Raw genomic sequence first — 20,941 nt, forward strand, 5'->3', positions numbered from 1 at the left:
TGTGACCACCAGGGTCCTTCGTGAATTCTCCCATGTTCTCCCCTCCTTTTATCTGAATCTACTAATATTCTACTATTATTTAACATCGACTGACAATCATATCCTATAACTGAATTTGTTCATATATGGTAAAATGTATCCATCGCTGATATGTCCAACTTTGTAATTTTCATAGCAGCAAAATTACAACTAGACTTATACACCATGATTCAAAACAAAATGAAGGAGTGTTTTAAGTGAAAGGACATATTCGAAAAAGAGGAAATAAATATTGTATTGTGGTCGACATTGGACCTGATCCAGAGACAGGAAAAAGAAGACAGAAGTGGTTCTCTGGTTATAAGACAAAAAAAGAAGCTGAAAAAGATGTAGCGAAAAAGATTACGGAATTAAATGAAGGAACTTTTATAGAACCATCTAAAGTTACGTTAAAGGAATACCTAAACCATTGGCTAGAAATTAAAAGTATGAGTATAGAAAGGAGTACCTTTGTCGGCTATAGGGCATTTATCAACCAACATGTTATACCTAGCATTGGAATGGTCACACTCCATAAATTAAATGTTATGCACATTCAAAAATGCTATAAAACTGCGATAGATAAAGGTATTGCAAACAATTCTATTCTGCTTATGCATAGAATATTAAAAAGCGCTTTAAATCTAGCTGTAAAACAAAATATTATTTCTCGAAATCCAGCTACTTTTGCAGAGATACCGAAAAAAGAAAGAACCTCTATCCAAACTTGGACAGAGGAAGAAGTAAAAAAGTTTCTTTTGCATTCACAAGAATCACGATATCACATTGGGTATCTACTTGCAATAACTACAGGTATGCGTATGGGAGAAGTTCTAGGCTTACGATGGCAGGACGTTGATTTTGAAAAACACACTGTTACAATAAACCAAACATCTGGCCATGACAATAAAATCAAAAAAACAGCAAAAACAAATTCATCAAAGCGTACTATTCCTGTACCTAAAGAAACTATAGAATCCTTAAAAAGACATAAGCTTTTAATTAATAAAGAGAAATTAAGGTTTGGCTCTGCTTATCAGGATCAAGATTTAATTAATTGTAATGAGTTTGGAAGAATAATAAAAAAAGCCCATTTCAGAAAAAGCTTCATTAGAGATACACACAAAGCGGGTATAAAAGAAATTAAATTCCATGATTTAAGACATACACACGCTACCCTACTATTGAAACAAGGAGTTAACCCTAAAATTATCAGTGAGCGATTAGGTCATACAGACATTTCAATGACATTAAGTGTGTATTCGCATATTTTACCGAATATGCAAGAAGAAGCTGTTAAAAACTTCGGTAAAAGCATCTTTGGATAACTTATGTTTGCAAAATGTTTGCATTTTATAAAAATAAGTCAAACAAACGTTGTTATATCAAGGTTTGTTTGACCCAACATCTTATATTCTTGATAAAACCTCCGAATGCCTATTGAAACATTTAATAATGGAATATTCTCGCCTCCGCGCGTTATACATTCGAACCGATATACGTAGGCGAAATAATCTTGTGTTTTTTCATCTTTAATAGGCTCTGACATAGCCTCACAAATATTTTGTGATCTAAGTGGAGAAAAGTATATATCTTCTTCGTTTATGTTTTCTAATTGTACGGGACTCTCACAAAAAATATGTGAAATTAAAGCGGGCACCCATTTAGAATATGTTTCATTATCATGTAGTACTGTTAAATTAGAAATTAAATCGTAATGCCATTCATATTTTGGCGATTCTATTAATTTATTAGGTTTCCAATCATGAATAATCTCATACCAACTTTGAAAAATATAATCGAGTTGTTCTTTTCTAATAGGTTCTTTCGATACAATCCACGGTGTATTTTCATTTAATACATATGGATTATGCTGAATAAATAATATATCAGAAAACATATCATATAATCTTTCATTCAATCGTTTCAACTTACTCGTTAATAAAAATGTTTTATAATGTATTTCTACAATATCGAGCCATTCAATAGGGAAATATATAAATGATACGCTTTCGTTTAATAGAGGTTCTACTATATTATCAAATGTTAACAACTTTAATTTTTCCATAAAATGATTACTTCCTTTCTTCATTTATCTTGATCATCAAAAACTAGAAAAACAGTTACTTAATCTAATCAATTTAAACCAAGTATTTAAAAGAAAAGTAAAAACTATTTATCCAAATAAAACATTACCAAAACGACTCTTTTAAAAATTAAAAGTAGTTATCATATACAGCACCTCCTAAATCATTATTTTTATACATACGAATTATACAATATATATAATGTATTGTATTTATCATTTACAATAACTTTACAATAAAACTAAAAAAGAACACCTTAAGTCGATGCTCTCCTTTCAAATATCAACCATTATGTAATTGAACATATAGATAACATTAATCCTGCAAATGAAATTGCTCCTATTAAACCTATTACAAATCCTGTTAAACAAATACAATCGGCTAGACAAATGGAAGACTGCGATAATGGAACAAATGACCTACTTGTACTCGATCCATATTTTTTTATTTTTTCATAATTCATATCTAACATGAAATGTAGACATGTTACACCATCCTCAATAGTATGTAGAGATTCTTTTTCTAATCGCTCCAATAATTTACTATTAAAAGCAACTGGAAGAGGATACAGCTTATCTAATTTCATATTTTGATAAATTAATTCTAAACGAGATAATAGATTATTTTTCTTTTTTTCAGATGTTACTGTACATTTCATGTTATTAAGTTCATTTAATAACATTGTCAATTCATCTCTTTTTCCGTATAAATCTTTAGCTATTTTTCTCTTTATTTTGTACGAATGGATAATAGATTTAAATTCAATCATTTTAATACACTTCCTAATTAAATATTATTTACCCATTATTCTATAGATAAACAGTACTTTTTAATCCTATTTAAAATACACTCAAACATCTTAATTTACTATCGATTAACATTACATTAAACTTACACAGTTGTAATAATTTCATGAGCTACACACTAACTAAAAGAAGTCAATCCTTAAATTAGACATACATTTGATGGTAAAACTATAAGAAAAAAGCAACGATTAGATTTTAAATCTAGTCATTGCTTTATCTATCTCATCTTGATTTACACCTATATATCTTATTGTTCCCCTTTCGTTTGAATGACTGAATATTTCCATTAACGATGGCTATATTCTTTGTCGGCATGTACATGTATAAAGCTAATGTTTTTTAATTAATAAATGTAGTCAATATTCATATGTTACAATAGTACCAGTAGTATCAGAAGTACCATTAAAACAATTAGAGCAACCACCACAACCGCCACAGCCACCACAACCGCCACAACCAAAACAACCGAAGCAACCAATACAACGGAATCCACCACAACGGAATCCACCACAACGACCGCCACAACCACCGCAACGACCGCCACAACCACCACAGCGACGAGCAGCATCTTCAAAATAGTAATATGGATATTGGTTTTGCTGGTCCCAATACACAATATTTCCAGACCGGTAATCATTAAGGCTTAACGCTTGTAATTCTTGTTGAAACTTATTCATTTTCATGACCTCCGTTTATAAAATACAACCCTATCAATGCTGTCCTATATTTCTGATCGTTAAATCTAAGTAAAAATAGCGCTATAAACTAAGTTCAATACATACACCAACAAAGTATGACTTATCACTAGATGATGCACCTTGTTCATATACCTATTTTTACTATGGGCTCATTTTTATAAATAGAAATTATAAAATGTGAATTCTAGCATCATATCTTCATGCTTACTAATTTCAATTCATTTCTCAATAACCATGATGCCGTATCCTATGTATTCCCGTCTGCCGCTTAGATTTTTCTGTACTGTAAATACCTCTCGTTATAACACTCCCATATACTTACTGAGCGTACCATCTGATATTCCTAACCTTTTATATACTTCACACTAGCAGAATAAAAAATCTCGTCCGTCGTATCATCAAAAAAACTACTAGTTACGGAATTCAATGACGGTGAAGAAATTCCTACAAAAAAAGCCCTGATTAGGGCTTTTCATTCTACTTTTCCAGCAAGCTCTCCATGAAATTGCTAATTAAAAAAATTGAAAAAAGACGCACTTAGATTGATGCGTCTTTTTGTGATACCTCTTTTGTGAAATCATATAAAGCAATTGCGCCTAAAAGAACAAGTATACCTTGAGGAACATCTATCAAAATAGTTTTCCAAATTTCTGGAACTACCCATTTAATATTTGCTGCTGTTTCAAGATATGTTTGAAAATAACTAATCGTAAAATTAATTATCCCTAAAAATACAAACAACGATAGACCAAATCGAATTAATTTCTTATTTGTAAACATGTAACACCTCTCAAAATTCATTGGATATTCCTACTTTTGCTTCTTTTTCATTTATGCATCTATATATTTAATTTTAACACATCAAGAACTCCAAAAGATACAATATGCATATTTACATATTGTATTAACAGCATTCCATAATGATTTAGAAATTCCTGCAAGAAAAAACAACTCCGTTACAGTTAACAGAGCCGATTTCTTTCTTGTTTAACTTCAAACCACCAATCTTTACGTTCAAGGTAGAATTTCATTCCATTACGTTGTGCATCTGAAGTTGGAGCAGTAACGAAGTTTGATTGTAAAATAAAAGTCGCAGAAGTTTATCCAGTTAATGCGTAGAAAATTAAATTAACTAACTTATCGATATGCCATTTTGCTATATCCGCAGCACTATCGACTTTACGCAAATCTGACAAGAAAAAATATATAGATAGGTATTATCCATACCTATCTATAACATTACTTCCATTCTTTATCCGATTACATCTTTTACTTCTGTATTCACTGGCCACTTTTCTAAAGTATAAGCCATTTCCCAAAATGAATATTCATATTGACTGCTAATAATGAAATGCTGTTTCATTCGCTTACGGTCAGACTCTGTTACGTTTTCAGCGATAGTATCTAATCTTGTAATTTGCTCTTCAACTAGCGTACGGAACCAATCAGATCCATAAGCAGAAATCCATTCGTTATAAATTGGTTCTTCTGGCTGACACTCTTTTAAACGCTCACCAATTTCATAATACAACCAATAGCAAGGTAAAATTGCTGCAATGATATCGCCTAAATGTCCTTCATACGCAGCACGATACATATGTGAAGTATAAGCGTATGCAGTTGGAGCAGGGATAAAACTATCTTTTTCTTCTTGAGTTATCCCTAGTTTCTTCGCAAAATTCTCATGTAAAGATAATTCCGCCTCGTATGTATTTTGAGCATGATGTGCCATACGAGCTGTCGTTTCTAATTCCAGTGCTTTTGCAGCTCCTAAAGTTTGTACTCTAGCAAAATGACTCAAATAATATGAATCTTGCAGCACATAATAGCGAAAACTAGCTAAATCTAACGTTCCTTCACCAAGTTGTTTTACAAAAGGGTGATGAAAACTAGCTTCCCAAATTGAATCTACTTCTTGACGTAATGATTGTGAAAATTTCATTTAAATCCCTCCCATAATGTATAAAATTTAAGTATTTACCCACAATTATTAAATCTGTAAAATAAAAAAACTTTCTTTACAGGCGTAAAGAAAGTGAAATTGACAGTATTTATTCATGAAATAGCAATGTCTTTCCCACTTCCCTACGCTGGCATTAACCAGATCAGGTACTAAGAGTCTCAAATTCCCATTTGATCTCAGCCTATAATAGGCCCCCCTAGTGGATAAATATTTAATTTTCGTATTGTATTCATCATAACATACTTCATGTTACTGTCAAAAGTATTCATGATACTGCTACTTAAAACCCTTCTTCTTCCCTTACTCTTAATGAAGTTTCAATAATCATATCTAATAGTTTGCTATAATTAATTCCCGCTGCATCTGCACTTTTTGGTAATAGACTTGCTTGTGTCATCCCTGGTAATGTATTAACCTCCATTACATATGGAATACCGTCTTTCACCATCATATCAACCCTTGCATAAACACTACATTTTAATGCTTTATAGCAAGCCAGTGACGCTTCGTTTACACGTTCTTTCAATTCAGCTGGAAGTTCAATAACTTCTTCAATAGTACCAGCATCATCATATTTCGCATTGTAATCAAAGAACTCCGCCGCATGTCGAATTGAAATGATGGGTAACTGTTTTCCATCAAAAATGGAACATGTAATCTCGTCACCTTTTATATACTTCTCTATTACTACTTCAGAATCCCATTCGAACACAGTTTCCAGCATTGAAATTAATTCGTCTTTATCATATACAATCTTTACCCCGACACTCGAGCCACCAGAGTTTGGTTTTACCACTAACGGAAATCCTAACTTATCTAATTCATCAAGATTTAGATCCTCCATTTTTGTAAGTTCAATCCAATCTGGTGTTTCTATTCCTTCATAACGTAAAATCTTTTTCGAAATGTTTTTGTCCATACATATACCGCTAGATAACATATTGCTCCCGCTATAAGGAATACCTAAACTTTCAAGCGTTCCTTGAACAGTCCCATCTTCTCCGTATTTTCCGTGTAATGCAAGCAGCGCAAAATCAATGTCTTTCGCTTTTTCGATTAAATCCATTTTTTCGTTTAACGTAATTGGAACAATGTCATACTTACTTTTATCTAAATGTGCAATCATTTCATTTCCAGTCATAATTGATACTTGTTTTTCAGAGGATACTCCTCCCATAATAACGCCAATTCTCATTTCCTCAACTCCAAATTTCATTTTTTATTGTATCACCGATTATTTTGATTCCCCGAACAATTTCTTCTTCTTTCAAACGTGAAAATCCTAATCGAAAAGTGTTCGTTCCTTCTCCATTAGAATAAAAAACATCTCCAGGAGAAAATGTAACCCCCTGCTCATAACACTTTTGCAAAAGAGTACGGGCATGAATTTTTTCTTCTAACTCTATAAATAAATGAAGTCCACCATCACCGGTCATTCTTTGAAACGGAATGTACTCGTTACACGCCCTAACAGCTAACTCATATTTTTTCTTATAAACAGATCTTGCCTTTTTTAAATATTTTTCAAAATATCCTTCATGTAAATATTGAAACAGAACAGCTTGATCTAAAGTAGATGTGTGAATTGTTCTTGCTCTTTTTACACTTTCTAAATAATGAATCAGTTCTTTATCTGCAATGATCCAGCCTACACGTAAACCAGGGAAAAGTACCTTTGAAAAGCTACTAATATAAATCACATTATTACCAGCGCCAGCAAAAGTTAATAATGGTGCTAAATGTGATCCTGAATAACGTAGCTCTTCATTAAATCCATCTTCTATAATAGGAATCTTATATTTTGAAAATAATCTCATCAGTTCCGTTCTTTTCTCCGAACTCGTAACAATGCCGGTTGGATTATGATAGGAAGGAATTAAATACGCAAAATCAAACTCTTTTTCACGCAAGCTTTTTTCAACTTCGTTCGTATCAATGCCATCTTCATTCATATTAATTCCATGCACTTCAAGTCCATGTAAACGGAAAAGCTTTAGTGCAGCATGATGAGTCGGATTCTCACAAATAACCCGCCCTGACTTCTTCGATAACGAGGATAGTACAATGTCTAATCCTTCTGTAAATCCATTTGTAATTAAAATATCTTTATTTGAAATATCTACACCTTTCATTTCCATATAATGAAGTAGATAATTCATTAGCGGTCTATACCCTTTTGCGTAACCGTAGTTTAATACGACATCACCTTCAATGGACATACGAGTAAGAAAAGCTCTTTTGAAATTTTCCACATCAAATAGCTTTTCATCTGGAGCGATGCTGTTAAAAACAATCATTCCTTTTTCCCAGCGAACACCATGTTTCATTAAATCTAATTCATCCGCTAATAAGGTAACTGTATTAAGTTTATTTTTCCAATCTATTTCAACAGACGAAGTGTTTGAAATATCAACCTTCGCAACAAAATTCCCTTTTCCTTTAACTGCATAAATGAGTCCTTCTTGCTCTAAATCTGCATAGGCAGCGAGTACAGTATTTCTGCTCACACTTAATAATTCACTTAGTTCCCTCGTTGAAGGTATTTTTTGTTCCCCGAGCAAGTGCCCTTTCATAATCATCTTTTTTAAATAATCTTTCAATTGAATATAAACGGGACGATCTTTGACAACTTTAAAATCTTTAAACAAATCCTTACCCCCTGCAATTATTTTTGCATATTAATTTCATTCTCAAAAGGTCCACTACATATGTATTTTTTATTAAGGGCGGTACGGTTTTATAAAGTGAAACTTTAATCAATGGTGATTCGTCCCGACCATTGATTATTACCCTTCACCAATTGATAATTTTACTACCCGTTAATACGTGACAAATCTTTACGATATAAGTTAATTATATCTTTTAAAGCTGCTGCTGCGGCTCCGCGTGGATTAGAAGCACCACCAATTGTAGTAACTTGTCCCATCGTATCTGTAAAGAACGTAATCCCTTTTTCTGTCCCATTTACATTTGCTAGCGGATGATCTTTATCTATTTCGTGTGGTTCCACATGAAGAGCCACTTTACCATCCTTATCCTTATATGCTGAAGCTATTAATTTAATATATTTATTATGTTCTTTAGCTTTTCGAATTTGTTGTTTTGTAACCTGTTCGATTCCTTTTATATGTATATCGGCAAGTGTATTCTCTGTTCCCATTAAACTGTTTGTCAAAAGTATCAATTTACACGCACTATCAGAACCACTTACATCTAATATTGCGTTCGTTTCAGCAATTCCTTTACTTTGTGCTTCTTTCAGTGCTTCTTCAAACGTAATATCCTCCTCATTCATTTTCGAAAGAATATAATTTGTAGTCCCGTTTAATATTCCTTCTATTTTTTCAATATGGCAACCAGCTAAACTAAATTGACCAATATCAAGCGTCGGTAATGCGGCCGCAGTTGCACCACTATATCGAATTCGTACATTTGCGATTTTTGCCGCTTCATTTATTTCTCTCCAGTTTGTAACGAGTGCGCCTTTTGAAATTGCTACTATATCCATTTGTTTCTCAATCGCTTGTTTTATATATTGTTTCCCTGGATTTCCATCTTTAAGATTTGTAATGGTTGATTCTACTAGTACAGTACCACTTATGTTATCTGTCGCTCGTTCCTCCGGATAATGTTCAATATATTCTTCAATTGCAGCGCTACCGCCACCATACTTTAATAAATGATGAATAGACAAACCTTCCTCATTATGTATTGCAATATTTCTACCTAATACGCCGCTTACAACTAACTCTATTCCATATGCTTCATATATATATGAATATTTTTCATTTAATAATTTTATAAACTCTCTTCCTACTGTTCCATATCCTGATAATACAACTTTAATTTTCATAATATCCCCCCATTTTTTCTACCATATCCCTCTTTCAATATAATATAAAGCGCCCTCGAATTCCATCGAGAGCGCTTTATTATTACCTATTTTGGTAAACGTGATAGCTTTTCTGCAATTGTTCTATAAAACTCTTGAATACTAGAAAAACCTAACGTGTCTGAAACACTAAGTCCTACCATATCGAGATGATCCCAATTTGTTTTCGTTTCGATATGATTCCATTTTCCAATCTGTAAAGGCTCATTACTATTTACAGTAGCATTAGATGATGGTGCAATCATAGAATTTGTATTTACTACACCATCATTTTGCCACCAAGAAGTATCAATTAATGGACGATTTTCTTCATATCTTGCATAGGACCCTAAGAAAAATGCATTCCCCATTAACACTTTATTCATTGTTATATGAGGCAAATGTAAACCTGTTATAGGCGCCGCTTGTGATGCATGTCCACTATAAGATAAGTAGTACACATCTGATTGCGTCTTTACCCAATTATTGAGCTCCTTTGCACCATCTGTACTTAAATCCCATTGACTTATATCCTTTGTATTTTTCCAAAGTGAACTATTTAGGATGCGATCAGTATATTGGAAAAAAGACTCTCCAGTATTCTTCTTTATACCCCATTGATCCAATTTAAAATCATATAACGATAAATTATTGTTTCCTCCAAAACTTGCAGCTGTAATGAGTAAATCTTTGACGAACGGCAGTAGAAGACTACCATCCGCAAGTGTTGTCCCATTGTGAGGAGTTGCTAATGTTGTAACACTATGAACATATGATTTCTCGCCTTCAAATAGTGGTGATATATTCGTGTTCGGATGATTGTTTACATAATTTTTTTCTTCAAAACTGCCTTCTTTTAATAGCTGTACTAATGTTCTAATCGTTTGTCCACCCATGCTATGCCCAACTAAATGAACTTTATTTGTTTCACTCCAATTTGGTGCAAAACCACTATAAGTTCTGCCAAAACGATTATGTCCATGTTTCTCAGCATGTGCGGCACCATAGTCTACTGTACCACCGTTTATTTGCGCATATAATTCACATGCACGATCCCAGTTACTAGAAACAGGTCCAACTGCAGCAGTATGTACTGTATAACCATTTCTTTTTAAATCTTCTTGTATATCATGAACACCACCCCAATATTTAACCCCTAACATTTCCTCTCTACCCCACCCAGCAAATCCATTCACTAATATGATAGGATAATTATTTTGTTGTCTCTTTTCAGCGTGAGTTGTTTTTGCTGCGAATAAAAGCACAGTCCCTATTGCGAATAAACATATTTTTAAAAATAATTTCCCCATGCTTCCTCCCCCTAATAAAACGTTTACATTTTTCTGTAAATAAGATATACATATTTAGTTTATAACTTAAACATAATGTAAAGTATTTTATATACATTGTATATATAGAAAACATACACAAATGTTGATAAATATTAATTCAAGTGAACATTTACTTTTTACAATATAACTTGTAAATCCGATTATTTGAATTTATAATTAGATTTAGTTTCTTCATGTTAAATGGATTTAAAAATCATAAGAAAACTAATTTCATTACTTAAGAAGGAGGAAAAGTCATGCAAATCGAATTAAATATTCATACATTATCTCAACCTACTAAAATAACTCCATCTAATCTTGAGCGTAATACTATCCCTTCTACTAAACTTGAAGTTAAAAAATTAAATGATCCTATCAAATTTGATATTCGTTCATCTGAAAAAGAAATGAAACAACCTGAGCATAAATTTAACGAATTAGATTTATGGAAGACGTTAAAGGATAAAGGTGTTCCTTTATGGATCATCCTTGAAATGCTACAAAAAGTCCGTAAAGAAAAAGAAGCTCAAAATAATTCAGTTCAACATTCAAATGCGATTGAAGAAACGCATGAGACTCGATTAAATGAAGTAATGTAATATATGTTATATGAATGGCCTATACACTAAAAAGAGTTCGAGGTTGATAAAGTTTCTATCAGCCTCGAACTCTTTTTTAAGGTTTTTCTTCAATCGTTACAAACTGAAAAGATAGTTCTTCTTCCAAACCTTTAATTAGCTTTTTTACTTTGACATTTTCATTAACCAAGGTATTATCTGTCGACATTTTAGGCTTTTCGTCACCTAGTGATTGTTTCAAATGAAGAAGGTGCATTTTCGTTTCATTTGCCTTTATTTCTTTATACACACTATTTTTTGATACCATTACATACCATTGCGTTGGATATTTACGAGTGTTACCTATCCAAGCGTCACTATCGTATGAAACAGGAATCTCTTTTCCTTCTAATTCAATACTTTTCATACTCTTTTCATCTTCATGTGTAAACAACAGCGAGCCCTCTTTCGGGAATTTCGGTAACTTATCTATTAGTTTTAAATTGGATCCATTATCTCGTTTACGAAAAACATTTGCTTTAATCATCGCTTGTGCTGTGGATTCATTTAAAATTAATACCTGTCCATTCCCATATTTACTTTTTTTCACAGAAAACACTTCATTTTCTTTCGTAATTTCTTGATAACGACTAATAATTGGTGAAGCTTTATTTTCATCCCCAATGATTATTAAACCGTTTGCAGGAAATGAATTCTCCTTTTTAGAACATGCACTAAAACTTATTAAAAATAGTATCGTTAACATAAAAATAGTTAAAGTTCTTTTCATCGCGTTTCCTTTCATCATACAGTTCATTTTTTCACATATTTTTGTGTAATCTTACAAGCTAATATACTCTATTGCTCCATAACCTTATACAGCTTTTGCAGGTAACGCCAACGGGTTATAAAGAAATATAATACCTGTATACATATAAATGAAATTAAAATAACGATAGAACTATTTAAAATAGAAAAGTCTACTAATTGTTGTAATGCCATATAAGCGACTATAGTATGAATTACTGCAACAATAATTGGTAAGAAGAACATTAATACTAACTGTCTCGTTACAACCTTTTTTAATTCCCGTTTACTTAATCCCATTTTCGAAATCATTTTATATTGCTGTTGATCACGATCCAAATCTGTATATAATCTGAAATATATAAAACTAGCGGCAAATGTAAAGAAGACGATTCCGACTAAAACACTTGCCATAAGTAATAACCCATTCGTTTGTTTTGCACTTAGCAACTCGATTGTTAAAGCTCTAAATTCGAAATGTGTGTCTCTTGGATCTTTATCGAATATATTATTTAATTGGTTTGAAATCTCTTTCGTTTTCATCCAATCGTCTACAACAAATCCGTAAGTACGAAATGGACTGTCTTGATTAACTGGGTCACTAATAAGAGGTATTCCATCATATACCTGATCTTGAACAGCGATATAAATAGTTCTAGAATCATGTGGTAAAACTAAATTTTCTACAGCTTTTTTCACATGAAATGTCTTTGTCCAGTCACCTTGAATGACTTCTATATTCTTTTTATACTCGCCATTTTTAAATTCTTGTTTTTGTGATACAACTCCAGGAATTAATATAATTTCATCTTCTTTTTCAATCGTTTCTTGTTGATACCCAAGTGCTTTTGCAAGATCGTTATATTCACTTAATTTCATTATATTCACGTTACTTTCTGTGTATATATATGAAGATGAAGCCATTCGATACGGAATATTAGCATCAGAAAGGTGTTTTTTTATAATAGAAAGATTTTTATTTAATACTTTGTCGTTTTCAAAACTTCCATACAAAAAGGTATACGGATTTGTCATCCTTACCAAATCCCTATTTCCAATTGCAGCTGTTGTACCAATCGCTGTAAATGCAACTGCTGAAACAATAGATACTATAAAAAACATCGTTGCATTATCTTTCATACGGTAAATTAATTCAGAAAATGTTAATATATTTGTTCTCTTTAAAAAGAAAGATTCACTCTTTTTCGCAAGATGCAATATATAAACGCTACACTGTGTATATAAAAAGTACGTTCCTATAATTACTAGGATCACACCTATTCCAAGTGTAATAAAATTGGAACTTGGGATGAAACGAAATACTGAAAAATATCCATATCCTATACTAATTAAAGAAAATAGTGATAATAAAATTGAAGATTTCGGTTCAGGTTTTGGCTTTTCCTCCGCTTGAATAAGTTCCACAAGTTCTGTTACTTTTACCATTTTAAATGTAAAAAGTGAAACGATTAAAAACAAGAAAAGGAATGTGATAACTGTTAAAAATACAGCCTGCACTGGTATATAAAAAGGTAAACCATTATTAATCATTAATACACTTGCGCTTATCAATAAGACTAGTTTAGAAAATATGAGTCCAATGAAAATCCCTATACAAATTGAACCAAGTCCAATTAACATATTTTCAATTAACAATAACTTCTTAAGTTGTCTCATTGACATACCTTGCATCATTAATATGCCAAATTCTTTCTTACGCGTTTTTAAAAATGAACTCACTGAATATAGAATGAAGAAAAATGAAAATACAAAAATCAAGCCTTGCGAAACTGAAAATCCCAATGTACCGTATGCACTTATTGTTGCACTTGTCGATTTTAATTCCCCTTGTAAATCAGGGTGAAATAATAAAAGAGCATACGTGAAGAAAATCATAATAGAAAATGCACTACTCAAAAAATGAGCTGCATATGTACGCTTATTACGAAAAATATTATTAAATGCGAACTGACGAAAAGTCATGCCTTTTCCCTCCTAACAAAGAAAGGACATCCATAATTTTTTGATAAAACGCTTGCCTGCTTTCGCCACAATAAATTTCATTATATAGTTGACCATCTTTAATAAAAATTACTCTGCTGCAAAAGCTCGCTGCATACGGATCATGTGTCACTAACATCATCGTTGCTTTTTCTTCTTTATTAAGCGTATCGAGCATCTCCATTACATCATTTGAAGATTTAGAATCCAAGTTCCCTGTTGGCTCATCCGCAAGTAATAATTGCGGCTTATGAACAATCGCACGAGCGATTGCTGTTCGCTGAGCTTGCCCTCCAGATATTTCAAACGTCCTTTTACTTAATATATCTGTAATATTTAATTTCTCAGCAATCTCTTCCACTCGTTTGTTCATTTCTTGCACAGAAACACCATCTAAAGTCATCGGTAATAAAATGTTTTCTTTTACAGTAAGTGTGCTAAGAAGATTAAATGATTGAAAAACAAATCCTAATTGTTTTCTGCGGAATAACGCTAATTCTTCTGATGATAATTGAAAAGGATTTGTGCCATTAATTAAAATTTCTCCCGATGATGGAGAATCAATAGTAGATACCATATTTAATAACGTTGTTTTCCCGCTACCTGATGGACCCATAATTCCTACGAATTCACCTTCTTGAATTGATAAATCAATATCTACTAATGCTTTATAAGGTACTTTCCCTTTATATACTTTACTAATACTTTTTGCATGTAAAATTTCCATGTATATTCTCCCTTCATTTCCACTGCTCACAATAAAGTGTAAATGAATTGTCTTATAGCTCATATTGATTCATCTTTCATTTATCTTACACGTTTGTAAGATTTCTAAAAAAACTGATAATAAACCTATTCTCAATCTATAAACAAAGCATATCTATCTTATAATATTTGCATATTGGTTTAAATTACAATTCTATTTTCTAATATTTATTTTATTAATAACAAAAGACCGATTTTTTATCGGTCTTTTTATTTTCAAATATTATATTTTTAACTATTGCATTATTTGAAGCATATTTGAGTTACCCATTAAATACTATTTCACTTGATAATACCCTCTGCAAAAAAATGAGTTCTTCGGTTTCATTGCAATCAAAAATGAATTGTAAATATCTGAGGCGGAAATGAATGTGTTTATCCAACATATAAATAATAAAATTGATTTAATATTTCCTGATGCAAAGAAAGACATCATGGCAGGAACTACCGATAATGCAATAACAGGAAAGCTCATAAAGACCCAAAATCTAATTTTGGATAAGGTTGCATTTGTATTTAGCCAAAAGAATATCCCACTAAATGTTAAGCTAATATCTCCTTTTTTACTTATTACTAAAATGTGTAGACATTCGTGAATGATGAAGACTAGGATACCTATTATGATAAGATAGAATATATTAATATGAGTGAAACTTGTTTCAAAAAAATAAGGTATCATAAAAATGATAATCTGAAATAAATATACAAACTTCATATAATGTTTTTGGTACCAATTATTCTGTATAAACGGCGTCCATTCTGAATAATCCATACCTATTTGTGGTAAGTGACGAAACCAAATAATAATATGTGTTCCCCTCCCTCATTTAAACTAATTCCTGGCTTAAAGATTTAATTTAATAGCAATCAACCGTAAGTTTTATATGCAGCTCTTTAATAGACTTAGCTGCATTTTTTGTTGACTAAGACCAAATTCTTCTTTATATCACCCCATTTTTCCCCTTCCATTCTTCTAATTGAGCTTAAAGTAATTCGTTTGTAGTATGATTTGAGTAAGAAATTTGTATTATCATTGATACACGAATTCGACAAAATATTCCAATTCCCTTTTCATAAATGATTTTTTAAACTGGTTATCACATGTACAGCTTGATCTCCCTATTTTGTTGAAAAGCAATTCTATCAAGAATTCCTTACAATTGTACCCTTCATATGTTAACAGGTATAAAATGAATGTAAAAAAGCTTAGAGTTTTAGCTCTAAGCTTTTTAATGATTTCGTTTTAATTCCTTTTACAGAGAAATATTTTCTTTCCATTCAGATTTACTCAATAAATAATGATTATATAGTTGATTTTCTATCTTCTGTTCACTCAAATAAGTAAACCCGCATTTTTTAATGACTTTATTTGATGGTACATTGTTAATTAAAGCGATTGCGTTGAGGACATTTAAATTTGTTTCTTTAAACAAATAGTCAATTAAGCCTTTAGTCGCTTTTGTAGCATAGCCATGATTTTGATGTTCATTTGAGATAGCATACATGATTTCTCTGTTCGGTGCAGGAAGCTCATCTTTCATACCTGTGCAGCACCATCCAACAAATTCATTAGTCGATTTCTTAAATATTCCTAGTTTTAATATATGATCATCTATGTTAGTCGTAGTTGTCACTGCGTCAAGAAATGCTTTGTTTGCTGGTATTTCATCATTTGTAACCCAATTAACCCTTTGTTCTTTCGTTGATTTCCAGTCGGGTAAAAATTTTTCTATTTCTGGTTGATTTGCTATTTTATAAATACTCTCTGCATCTTTGACCGTAAACTCTTGCAAGTATATGTCTCCATAATCTATTCTAAATAACTTAGTCAAACTCTCTTCTCCCATTTTAATCCCCCTTATTTACGTTAAAGCGCCTTGATCTGCTTCGTAAGTTCCATAAACCGTTCATCTAGTTCTTTATATTCTTTGTCTTTAGAAGTTAAAAAGCTTAATTTCCCTAATACTTCTTGTCTTTCTGTTTCTAACGTTAAACGTATCTCTTCAATTTCATCTCTTGTTTTCGTAGATTCTTCGAGCTGCTTTTGTACCGTATTGTTTAAAAATACGAGTTTTGTGTTAGTTGTTTTCTCCAGAAAATATCGATCGTGAGAAACGATAACGAGTGTTCCGTTATACTCAGCTAATGTATTTTCAAGTTGTTCACGCGAAGGTAGATCAAGGTGATTCGTCGGTTCATCTAAAATAAGTACATCTTTTTCATCTAAAATATAAGCCATGAGCTTACATTTTACTCGTTCCCCCATACTCATATGTCGAACCGGCTCTGTCCATTGGGAAGATTCAAATCCTAAATGTTTCATTAAATTTTGAACTTTTCCTCTTTCTTCAAATGTCTCTTTATAAAATAAATCTTCTGGTGTTTTATCAAGTGGTAAATCAAATACTTCTTGTGTTAAATAACCGATGTTTGCTGAAGGTGAAATCCATACTTCTCCTTCAACAGTTTCTGTTCCCATAATCATCTTCAGTAGAGTTGTTTTCCCGCTACCATTTGGTCCAATAATCGCGACCTTCTCACCATGCTGAATTGTAAAATTAACGTTTTCAAATAATATTCGTCTATTAAATTCTTTCCGCAATTGTTTCACTTCTAAGAAACGTTTTCCTACTTTTTTACTCGCTTGTATAGAAAATTCAACTGAATACTCCTCTTTCACACGTTCTACTTTCGTTTTCTCCAGCTCTTTTTCGAGGCGTTTTCGTTTCGATTTAACTTGTGCATCCATTCGCTTCGCCTTTACACGATAAAATTCTTTCACTCCTTCTTGTTTTGTAGACTGCGCATGTGCTTTTTGTGACCATGAACTTAATTCTTTTATATGAGTTTCTACTTGTTCTATCTTTTTTTGTTGTTTTTCATATTCACGCTGCTGCGTCATTCTTTTATGCTCACGTGCTTTCATATAACTTGTATAATTACCGCTATGGTCAATTAATTTCTTATCCTCAATTGACCATATTCTAGTCGCGACAACATCTAAAAAATATCGATCATGCGATACGACGATAACTGTACCTTTCATATTTTTAATTTGCTTAATGAGAAATTCCGTACTCATCTCATCTAAATGATTTGTCGGTTCGTCTAATATTAAGACATTAGGATTTTCAGCAAATCCTTTTGCTAATCGTACTTTTAGCTTTTCGCCACCACTTAAAGTATGAAAGTCGTTCGTTGGCACGCCCCATTTCGCAAGAAGTTCTGCTTCTTTTGCAATCATATCCTTACTAACAAAAGACTCTTTTTCTTGTTCAACATATGCTGTTGTCATATTCATTTGCATCCATTCAACAGTACCTTTTGTCGGTTCAATCTTTCCATTTATTAATTGAAGTAACGTTGATTTACCAGCACCGTTTTTACCAATTAATCCGATAACATCCCCTTGTTTTACTGTCACATTCATTTTCTCTAACAACATATTTTCCTTTATTTCAACATAAACATCATTTAATTTTAATAGTTCTTTCATAATACCGATCCCTTTCATTAAGGGAGAATAAAAAAATCCTCCCAAATAAATTTGGCAGGATTAGTCGTTAAAATATTTATACCCAAATAAGCTATTGCGCAACATAAATAGCGATACCGTTGTTTGGAAATTGGGCAGACTAATCCTATTTTTTAGAAATTGAAATTTATTTCATTTCAACATTTAAAAATAAGATTAGTTAATCATCGTCCACCCATCATTCCTTTCCGTCATTAGTAACCATATTGTACCATGATAGTACTGTATGAGTAAATGCAATTATTTGTGCTGCTAAAAAGATCGCTTTCTTTTAGGTCTATTTATCATTTCTTAACTTCATATTGAACAAGCATAAACTACATTTGTTGTACTACTTCCTTTAGATTTCCCTAGCAGAAAAAATTCTAAGCACCCTCTCTTATATAATTTTTATATAAATTTATGATTAATTATATATTATACATACTACATTTCAGTTCTTATAATAAAGTTATCATTTTTTAGGAGGGATTCTACAATGGAATTTAGCAAACTAGGAAACAGTGGATTAACAGTAAGTAAGATTGCATACGGAAACTGGATAAACCATGGCGGAAAAGTAAATGAAGATACTGCAAATGATTGTGTAAAAGCCGCACTAGATGTCGGAATTACAACGTTCGATACTGCTGATGTTTATTCTGACACGATAGCCGAGGAAGTACTTGGCCGCTCTTTGAAAGGTGTTCGCCGAGAAAGTATAGAACTTTGTACAAAAGTATGCCATCCGACCGGACCAGGAAAAAATGATCGAGGTTTATCACGAAAACATATTATAGAAAATTGTAATGCATCGTTACAACGGCTACATACAGACTACATTGATGTCTATTATGCACATAGATTCGATACAACAACTCCCCTTGAGGAAACGATGTTAGGTTTCTCAGATCTTGTAAGACAAGGGAAAGTCCTTTATTTAGGTGTAAGTGAATGGACATCGGAACAAATCACCCGCGGTGCAGCACTTGCACGAGAATTGAACATCCCTCTTATTGCTAGCCAACCTCAATATTCGATGTTGTGGCGAGTAATCGAAACTGATGTAATACCAACATGTCAACGTGAAGGACTTGGTCAAATTGTTTGGTCTCCCCTCGCACAAGGTATTCTAACTGGAAAATATCAACCTGGTAAACCAATCCCAACTCAATCCCGTGCTAATTCAGATGCTGGAAAACCATTTTTCAATAAACTTGTACAACGCTGGATGAATGATGATGTACTTACTGGTATCCAGAAACTTAATCCTATTGCACAAGAAAATAATCTCACCCTACCTCAACTCGCAGTTGCATGGGTACTACAAAATCCAGCTGTTTCCTCTGCTATTATTGGCGCTTCCAATCCGGAGCAAATAAGAGAAAATGTAATTGCTTCTAGTGTAAAATTATCACCAGAAAGTATGGATCAAATTGATAGCGTGCTAAAAAGTTTCATTGAGTACGATCCAAGTAAAACAGGTTAAATCGTCAGTGACTTTACAATAAAAATAATACCTTTCCAAATTACCTACTGCCCATCCCATCAAGATGGGCCTTTACTTTTCAAATTCAAATTGTGAAGTCATATAAACCTCTCTAACAACTGCTAAGAAGTTCTCTAACACGACAGACTTTTCATCTTGTCTCCATCCGGCATATAAATTTATTATTGGTGTTTTTTCTTTAATCTCTTTATAAATGACTCCCGATTTTTTATAACTTTCTACCGATGATGGAACGACAGAAATCCCCATTCCTGCAGCAACTAAATTCACAATCGTTTGCATTTGAATCGCTTCTTGAACAATATTTAAACTTACTCCATGTTCCCAAAAGTAACTAATAATTAAATCATAAAAGTTAGTACCAAAATGACGAGGAAATAAAATAAATGGTTCATCCACTAGTTCTTTAATAGAAATATTAGGTAACGAAACGAAAGTGTGATCTTGATGTAACACTAATTTTAAACGTTCCTTAGAACAAACTTCGGAAGACAATATTTCATTATTCTGCTTAGAACGAATAAATCCAATATGAATTTGTTTTTCATAGAGTGCTTTTATTTGCTGGTCTGTTGTCATCTCGCGTAATATAAGCTGAATTTTAGGAAACCGTTCTCGAAATGTTTTTAATATGTCTATAACGGTTTCTGTAGAATCGACAAAACCGATGATTAAATGTCCTACCTTTCCTTCATCCGCAAGCTGTGTTTCTTTAATAGTTCTATCTACTTGCAGCAGCGTTTGTCGCGCACCTTCTAAAAATATTTTCCCAGCATCGGTAAGCTCAACTATTCTTTTTGTACGATGAAAAAGTTGAACCCCTAATTCATCTTCTAATTTACGAATTTCTTGGCTTAAAGGTGGTTGTGCCATCATAAGACGCTCTGCTGCACGACTAAAGTTTAATTCTTCTGCCACTGTTATGAAATATGTCATTTTACGAATATCCATTACAATCCCCCCTACCATAAACGAATAATAAACAATTCGCTTTTACTTCTGTTAGGTAAATA

Annotated in this window: 19 protein-coding genes, 3 pseudogenes and 1 riboswitch; of the genes and pseudogenes, 3 read left to right on the forward strand and 19 right to left on the reverse strand. The window is 32.4% G+C overall.

The window, feature by feature from the left end; genetic code table 11:
* The first annotated feature begins 236 nt into the window (after window positions 1-236).
* Window positions 237-1,346 carry a site-specific integrase gene (locus QCI44_RS15440; protein WP_353811302.1) on the forward strand — a complete coding sequence of 370 codons (1,110 nt, stop codon included), beginning with the start codon at window positions 237-239 and terminating at the stop codon, window positions 1,344-1,346.
* 38 nt (window positions 1,347-1,384) lie between these two features.
* Here QCI44_RS15440 and QCI44_RS15445 read toward each other — a convergent pair whose 3' ends face one another.
* From QCI44_RS15445 to QCI44_RS15500, 12 genes and pseudogenes are all read right to left on the reverse strand, one after another.
* Window positions 1,385-2,086: a pPIWI_RE module domain-containing protein gene (locus QCI44_RS15445; RefSeq protein WP_353811303.1), complete on the reverse strand. Its 702-nt coding sequence runs from the start codon at window positions 2,084-2,086 to the stop codon at window positions 1,385-1,387.
* A 308-nt stretch (window positions 2,087-2,394) separates the two neighbouring features.
* A complete protein-coding gene (locus QCI44_RS15450; protein WP_016087722.1) occupies window positions 2,395-2,874 on the reverse strand; it encodes a hypothetical protein in 480 nt (159 codons plus the stop codon).
* Window positions 2,875-3,099: 225 nt separating this feature from the next.
* Window positions 3,100-3,250: pseudogene (locus QCI44_RS15455) on the reverse strand (site-specific integrase); the annotation flags it as partial.
* 17 nt (window positions 3,251-3,267) lie between these two features.
* Complete coding sequence (locus QCI44_RS15460; RefSeq protein ID WP_016134586.1) at window positions 3,268-3,588, reverse strand: heterocycloanthracin/sonorensin family bacteriocin; 321 nt, start codon at window positions 3,586-3,588, stop codon at window positions 3,268-3,270.
* 242 nt (window positions 3,589-3,830) lie between these two features.
* Window positions 3,831-4,036 (reverse strand): annotated as a pseudogene (locus QCI44_RS15465) (hypothetical protein); the annotation flags it as partial.
* A gap of 110 nt (window positions 4,037-4,146) precedes the next feature.
* Complete coding sequence (locus QCI44_RS15470; RefSeq protein WP_016087724.1) at window positions 4,147-4,410, reverse strand: DUF3937 family protein; 264 nt, start codon at window positions 4,408-4,410, stop codon at window positions 4,147-4,149.
* A gap of 161 nt (window positions 4,411-4,571) precedes the next feature.
* A pseudogene (locus QCI44_RS15475) lies at window positions 4,572-4,706 on the reverse strand (N-acetylmuramoyl-L-alanine amidase C-terminal domain-containing protein); the annotation flags it as partial.
* 155 nt (window positions 4,707-4,861) lie between these two features.
* Window positions 4,862-5,551 (reverse strand): thiaminase II, encoded by a 690-nt coding sequence (tenA, locus tag QCI44_RS15480; protein ID WP_016087725.1) that lies wholly within the window; start codon window positions 5,549-5,551, stop codon window positions 4,862-4,864.
* Between the two features lie 123 nt (window positions 5,552-5,674).
* Window positions 5,675-5,780, reverse strand: a riboswitch (TPP riboswitch).
* A 72-nt stretch (window positions 5,781-5,852) separates the two neighbouring features.
* Complete coding sequence (ddlB, locus tag QCI44_RS15485) at window positions 5,853-6,767, reverse strand: D-alanine--D-alanine ligase (RefSeq protein ID WP_016087726.1); 915 nt, start codon at window positions 6,765-6,767, stop codon at window positions 5,853-5,855.
* A 4-nt stretch (window positions 6,768-6,771) separates the two neighbouring features.
* Complete coding sequence (gene pdxR, locus QCI44_RS15490; protein WP_016134584.1) at window positions 6,772-8,220, reverse strand: MocR-like pyridoxine biosynthesis transcription factor PdxR; 1,449 nt, start codon at window positions 8,218-8,220, stop codon at window positions 6,772-6,774.
* A 164-nt stretch (window positions 8,221-8,384) separates the two neighbouring features.
* Complete coding sequence (locus tag QCI44_RS15495; RefSeq protein ID WP_016134583.1) at window positions 8,385-9,425, reverse strand: homoserine dehydrogenase; 1,041 nt, start codon at window positions 9,423-9,425, stop codon at window positions 8,385-8,387.
* 86 nt (window positions 9,426-9,511) lie between these two features.
* Window positions 9,512-10,753 carry an esterase/lipase family protein gene (locus tag QCI44_RS15500; protein WP_016134582.1) on the reverse strand — a complete coding sequence of 414 codons (1,242 nt, stop codon included), beginning with the start codon at window positions 10,751-10,753 and terminating at the stop codon, window positions 9,512-9,514.
* A 278-nt stretch (window positions 10,754-11,031) separates the two neighbouring features.
* Here QCI44_RS15500 and QCI44_RS15505 point away from each other — a divergent pair, with 278 nt between their 5' ends.
* Window positions 11,032-11,373, forward strand: a complete 342-nt coding sequence (locus tag QCI44_RS15505) for a DUF3914 domain-containing protein (protein ID WP_016134581.1) — start codon at window positions 11,032-11,034, stop codon at window positions 11,371-11,373.
* 76 nt (window positions 11,374-11,449) lie between these two features.
* Here QCI44_RS15505 and QCI44_RS15510 read toward each other — a convergent pair whose 3' ends face one another.
* The 6 genes from QCI44_RS15510 to abc-f all read right to left on the reverse strand — a co-directional run bounded on the left by QCI44_RS15510 (window position 11,450) and on the right by abc-f (window position 18,400).
* Complete coding sequence (locus QCI44_RS15510) at window positions 11,450-12,136, reverse strand: lipoprotein BA_5634 family protein (RefSeq protein ID WP_240523622.1); 687 nt, start codon at window positions 12,134-12,136, stop codon at window positions 11,450-11,452.
* Between the two features lie 53 nt (window positions 12,137-12,189).
* Window positions 12,190-14,121: an ABC transporter permease gene (locus tag QCI44_RS15515; protein WP_088083774.1), complete on the reverse strand. Its 1,932-nt coding sequence runs from the start codon at window positions 14,119-14,121 to the stop codon at window positions 12,190-12,192.
* Window positions 14,096-14,866: an ABC transporter ATP-binding protein gene (locus QCI44_RS15520; protein WP_016087733.1), complete on the reverse strand. Its 771-nt coding sequence runs from the start codon at window positions 14,864-14,866 to the stop codon at window positions 14,096-14,098. The genes QCI44_RS15515 and QCI44_RS15520 overlap by 26 nt, the downstream gene beginning before the upstream one ends.
* A 315-nt stretch (window positions 14,867-15,181) precedes the next feature.
* Window positions 15,182-15,676: a DUF3267 domain-containing protein gene (locus QCI44_RS15525; RefSeq protein ID WP_088083773.1), complete on the reverse strand. Its 495-nt coding sequence runs from the start codon at window positions 15,674-15,676 to the stop codon at window positions 15,182-15,184.
* 481 nt (window positions 15,677-16,157) lie between these two features.
* Window positions 16,158-16,751, reverse strand: coding sequence for a GNAT family N-acetyltransferase (locus tag QCI44_RS15530; protein WP_088083772.1), 594 nt, complete (start codon window positions 16,749-16,751; stop codon window positions 16,158-16,160).
* A gap of 20 nt (window positions 16,752-16,771) precedes the next feature.
* On the reverse strand, window positions 16,772-18,400 hold the full coding sequence (abc-f, locus tag QCI44_RS15535) for a ribosomal protection-like ABC-F family protein (RefSeq protein WP_016087736.1): 1,629 nt from the start codon (window positions 18,398-18,400) through the stop codon (window positions 16,772-16,774).
* Window positions 18,401-18,917: 517 nt separating this feature from the next.
* On the opposite strand from abc-f, the gene QCI44_RS15540 reads away from it, so the two are divergent.
* Window positions 18,918-19,907, forward strand: a complete 990-nt coding sequence (locus QCI44_RS15540; RefSeq protein WP_353811304.1) for an aldo/keto reductase family protein — start codon at window positions 18,918-18,920, stop codon at window positions 19,905-19,907.
* 72 nt (window positions 19,908-19,979) lie between these two features.
* Here QCI44_RS15540 and QCI44_RS15545 read toward each other — a convergent pair whose 3' ends face one another.
* A complete protein-coding gene (locus QCI44_RS15545; protein ID WP_016134575.1) occupies window positions 19,980-20,879 on the reverse strand; it encodes a LysR family transcriptional regulator in 900 nt (299 codons plus the stop codon).
* Window positions 20,880-20,941 lie beyond the last annotated feature (62 nt).

The sequence above is a fragment of the Bacillus cereus group sp. RP37 genome (assembly GCF_040459695.1).
GTDB lineage: Bacteria > Bacillota > Bacilli > Bacillales > Bacillaceae_G > Bacillus_A.

Bases quoted from the DNA above. Each gene is read 5' to 3' on its own strand.
- QCI44_RS15445 (WP_353811303.1), bottom strand. From the start codon at position 2,086: ATGGAAAAATTAAAGTTGTTAACATTTGATAATATAGTAGAACCTCTA.
- QCI44_RS15450 (WP_016087722.1), bottom strand. From the start codon at position 2,874: ATGATTGAATTTAAATCTATTATCCATTCGTACAAAATAAAGAGAAAA.
- QCI44_RS15460 (WP_016134586.1), bottom strand. From the start codon at position 3,588: ATGAATAAGTTTCAACAAGAATTACAAGCGTTAAGCCTTAATGATTAC.
- QCI44_RS15470 (WP_016087724.1), bottom strand. From the start codon at position 4,410: ATGAATTTTGAGAGGTGTTACATGTTTACAAATAAGAAATTAATTCGA.
- tenA (WP_016087725.1), bottom strand. From the start codon at position 5,551: ATGAAATTTTCACAATCATTACGTCAAGAAGTAGATTCAATTTGGGAA.
- ddlB (WP_016087726.1), bottom strand. From the start codon at position 6,767: ATGAGAATTGGCGTTATTATGGGAGGAGTATCCTCTGAAAAACAAGTA.
- QCI44_RS15495 (WP_016134583.1), bottom strand. From the start codon at position 9,425: ATGAAAATTAAAGTTGTATTATCAGGATATGGAACAGTAGGAAGAGAG.
- QCI44_RS15500 (WP_016134582.1), bottom strand. From the start codon at position 10,753: ATGGGGAAATTATTTTTAAAAATATGTTTATTCGCAATAGGGACTGTG.
- QCI44_RS15505 (WP_016134581.1), top strand. From the start codon at position 11,032: ATGCAAATCGAATTAAATATTCATACATTATCTCAACCTACTAAAATA.
- QCI44_RS15510 (WP_240523622.1), bottom strand. From the start codon at position 12,136: ATGAAAGGAAACGCGATGAAAAGAACTTTAACTATTTTTATGTTAACG.
- QCI44_RS15515 (WP_088083774.1), bottom strand. From the start codon at position 14,121: ATGACTTTTCGTCAGTTCGCATTTAATAATATTTTTCGTAATAAGCGT.
- QCI44_RS15520 (WP_016087733.1), bottom strand. From the start codon at position 14,866: ATGGAAATTTTACATGCAAAAAGTATTAGTAAAGTATATAAAGGGAAA.
- QCI44_RS15525 (WP_088083773.1), bottom strand. From the start codon at position 15,676: ATGGATTATTCAGAATGGACGCCGTTTATACAGAATAATTGGTACCAA.
- QCI44_RS15530 (WP_088083772.1), bottom strand. From the start codon at position 16,751: ATGGGAGAAGAGAGTTTGACTAAGTTATTTAGAATAGATTATGGAGAC.
- abc-f (WP_016087736.1), bottom strand. From the start codon at position 18,400: ATGAAAGAACTATTAAAATTAAATGATGTTTATGTTGAAATAAAGGAA.
- QCI44_RS15540 (WP_353811304.1), top strand. From the start codon at position 18,918: ATGGAATTTAGCAAACTAGGAAACAGTGGATTAACAGTAAGTAAGATT.
- QCI44_RS15545 (WP_016134575.1), bottom strand. From the start codon at position 20,879: ATGGATATTCGTAAAATGACATATTTCATAACAGTGGCAGAAGAATTA.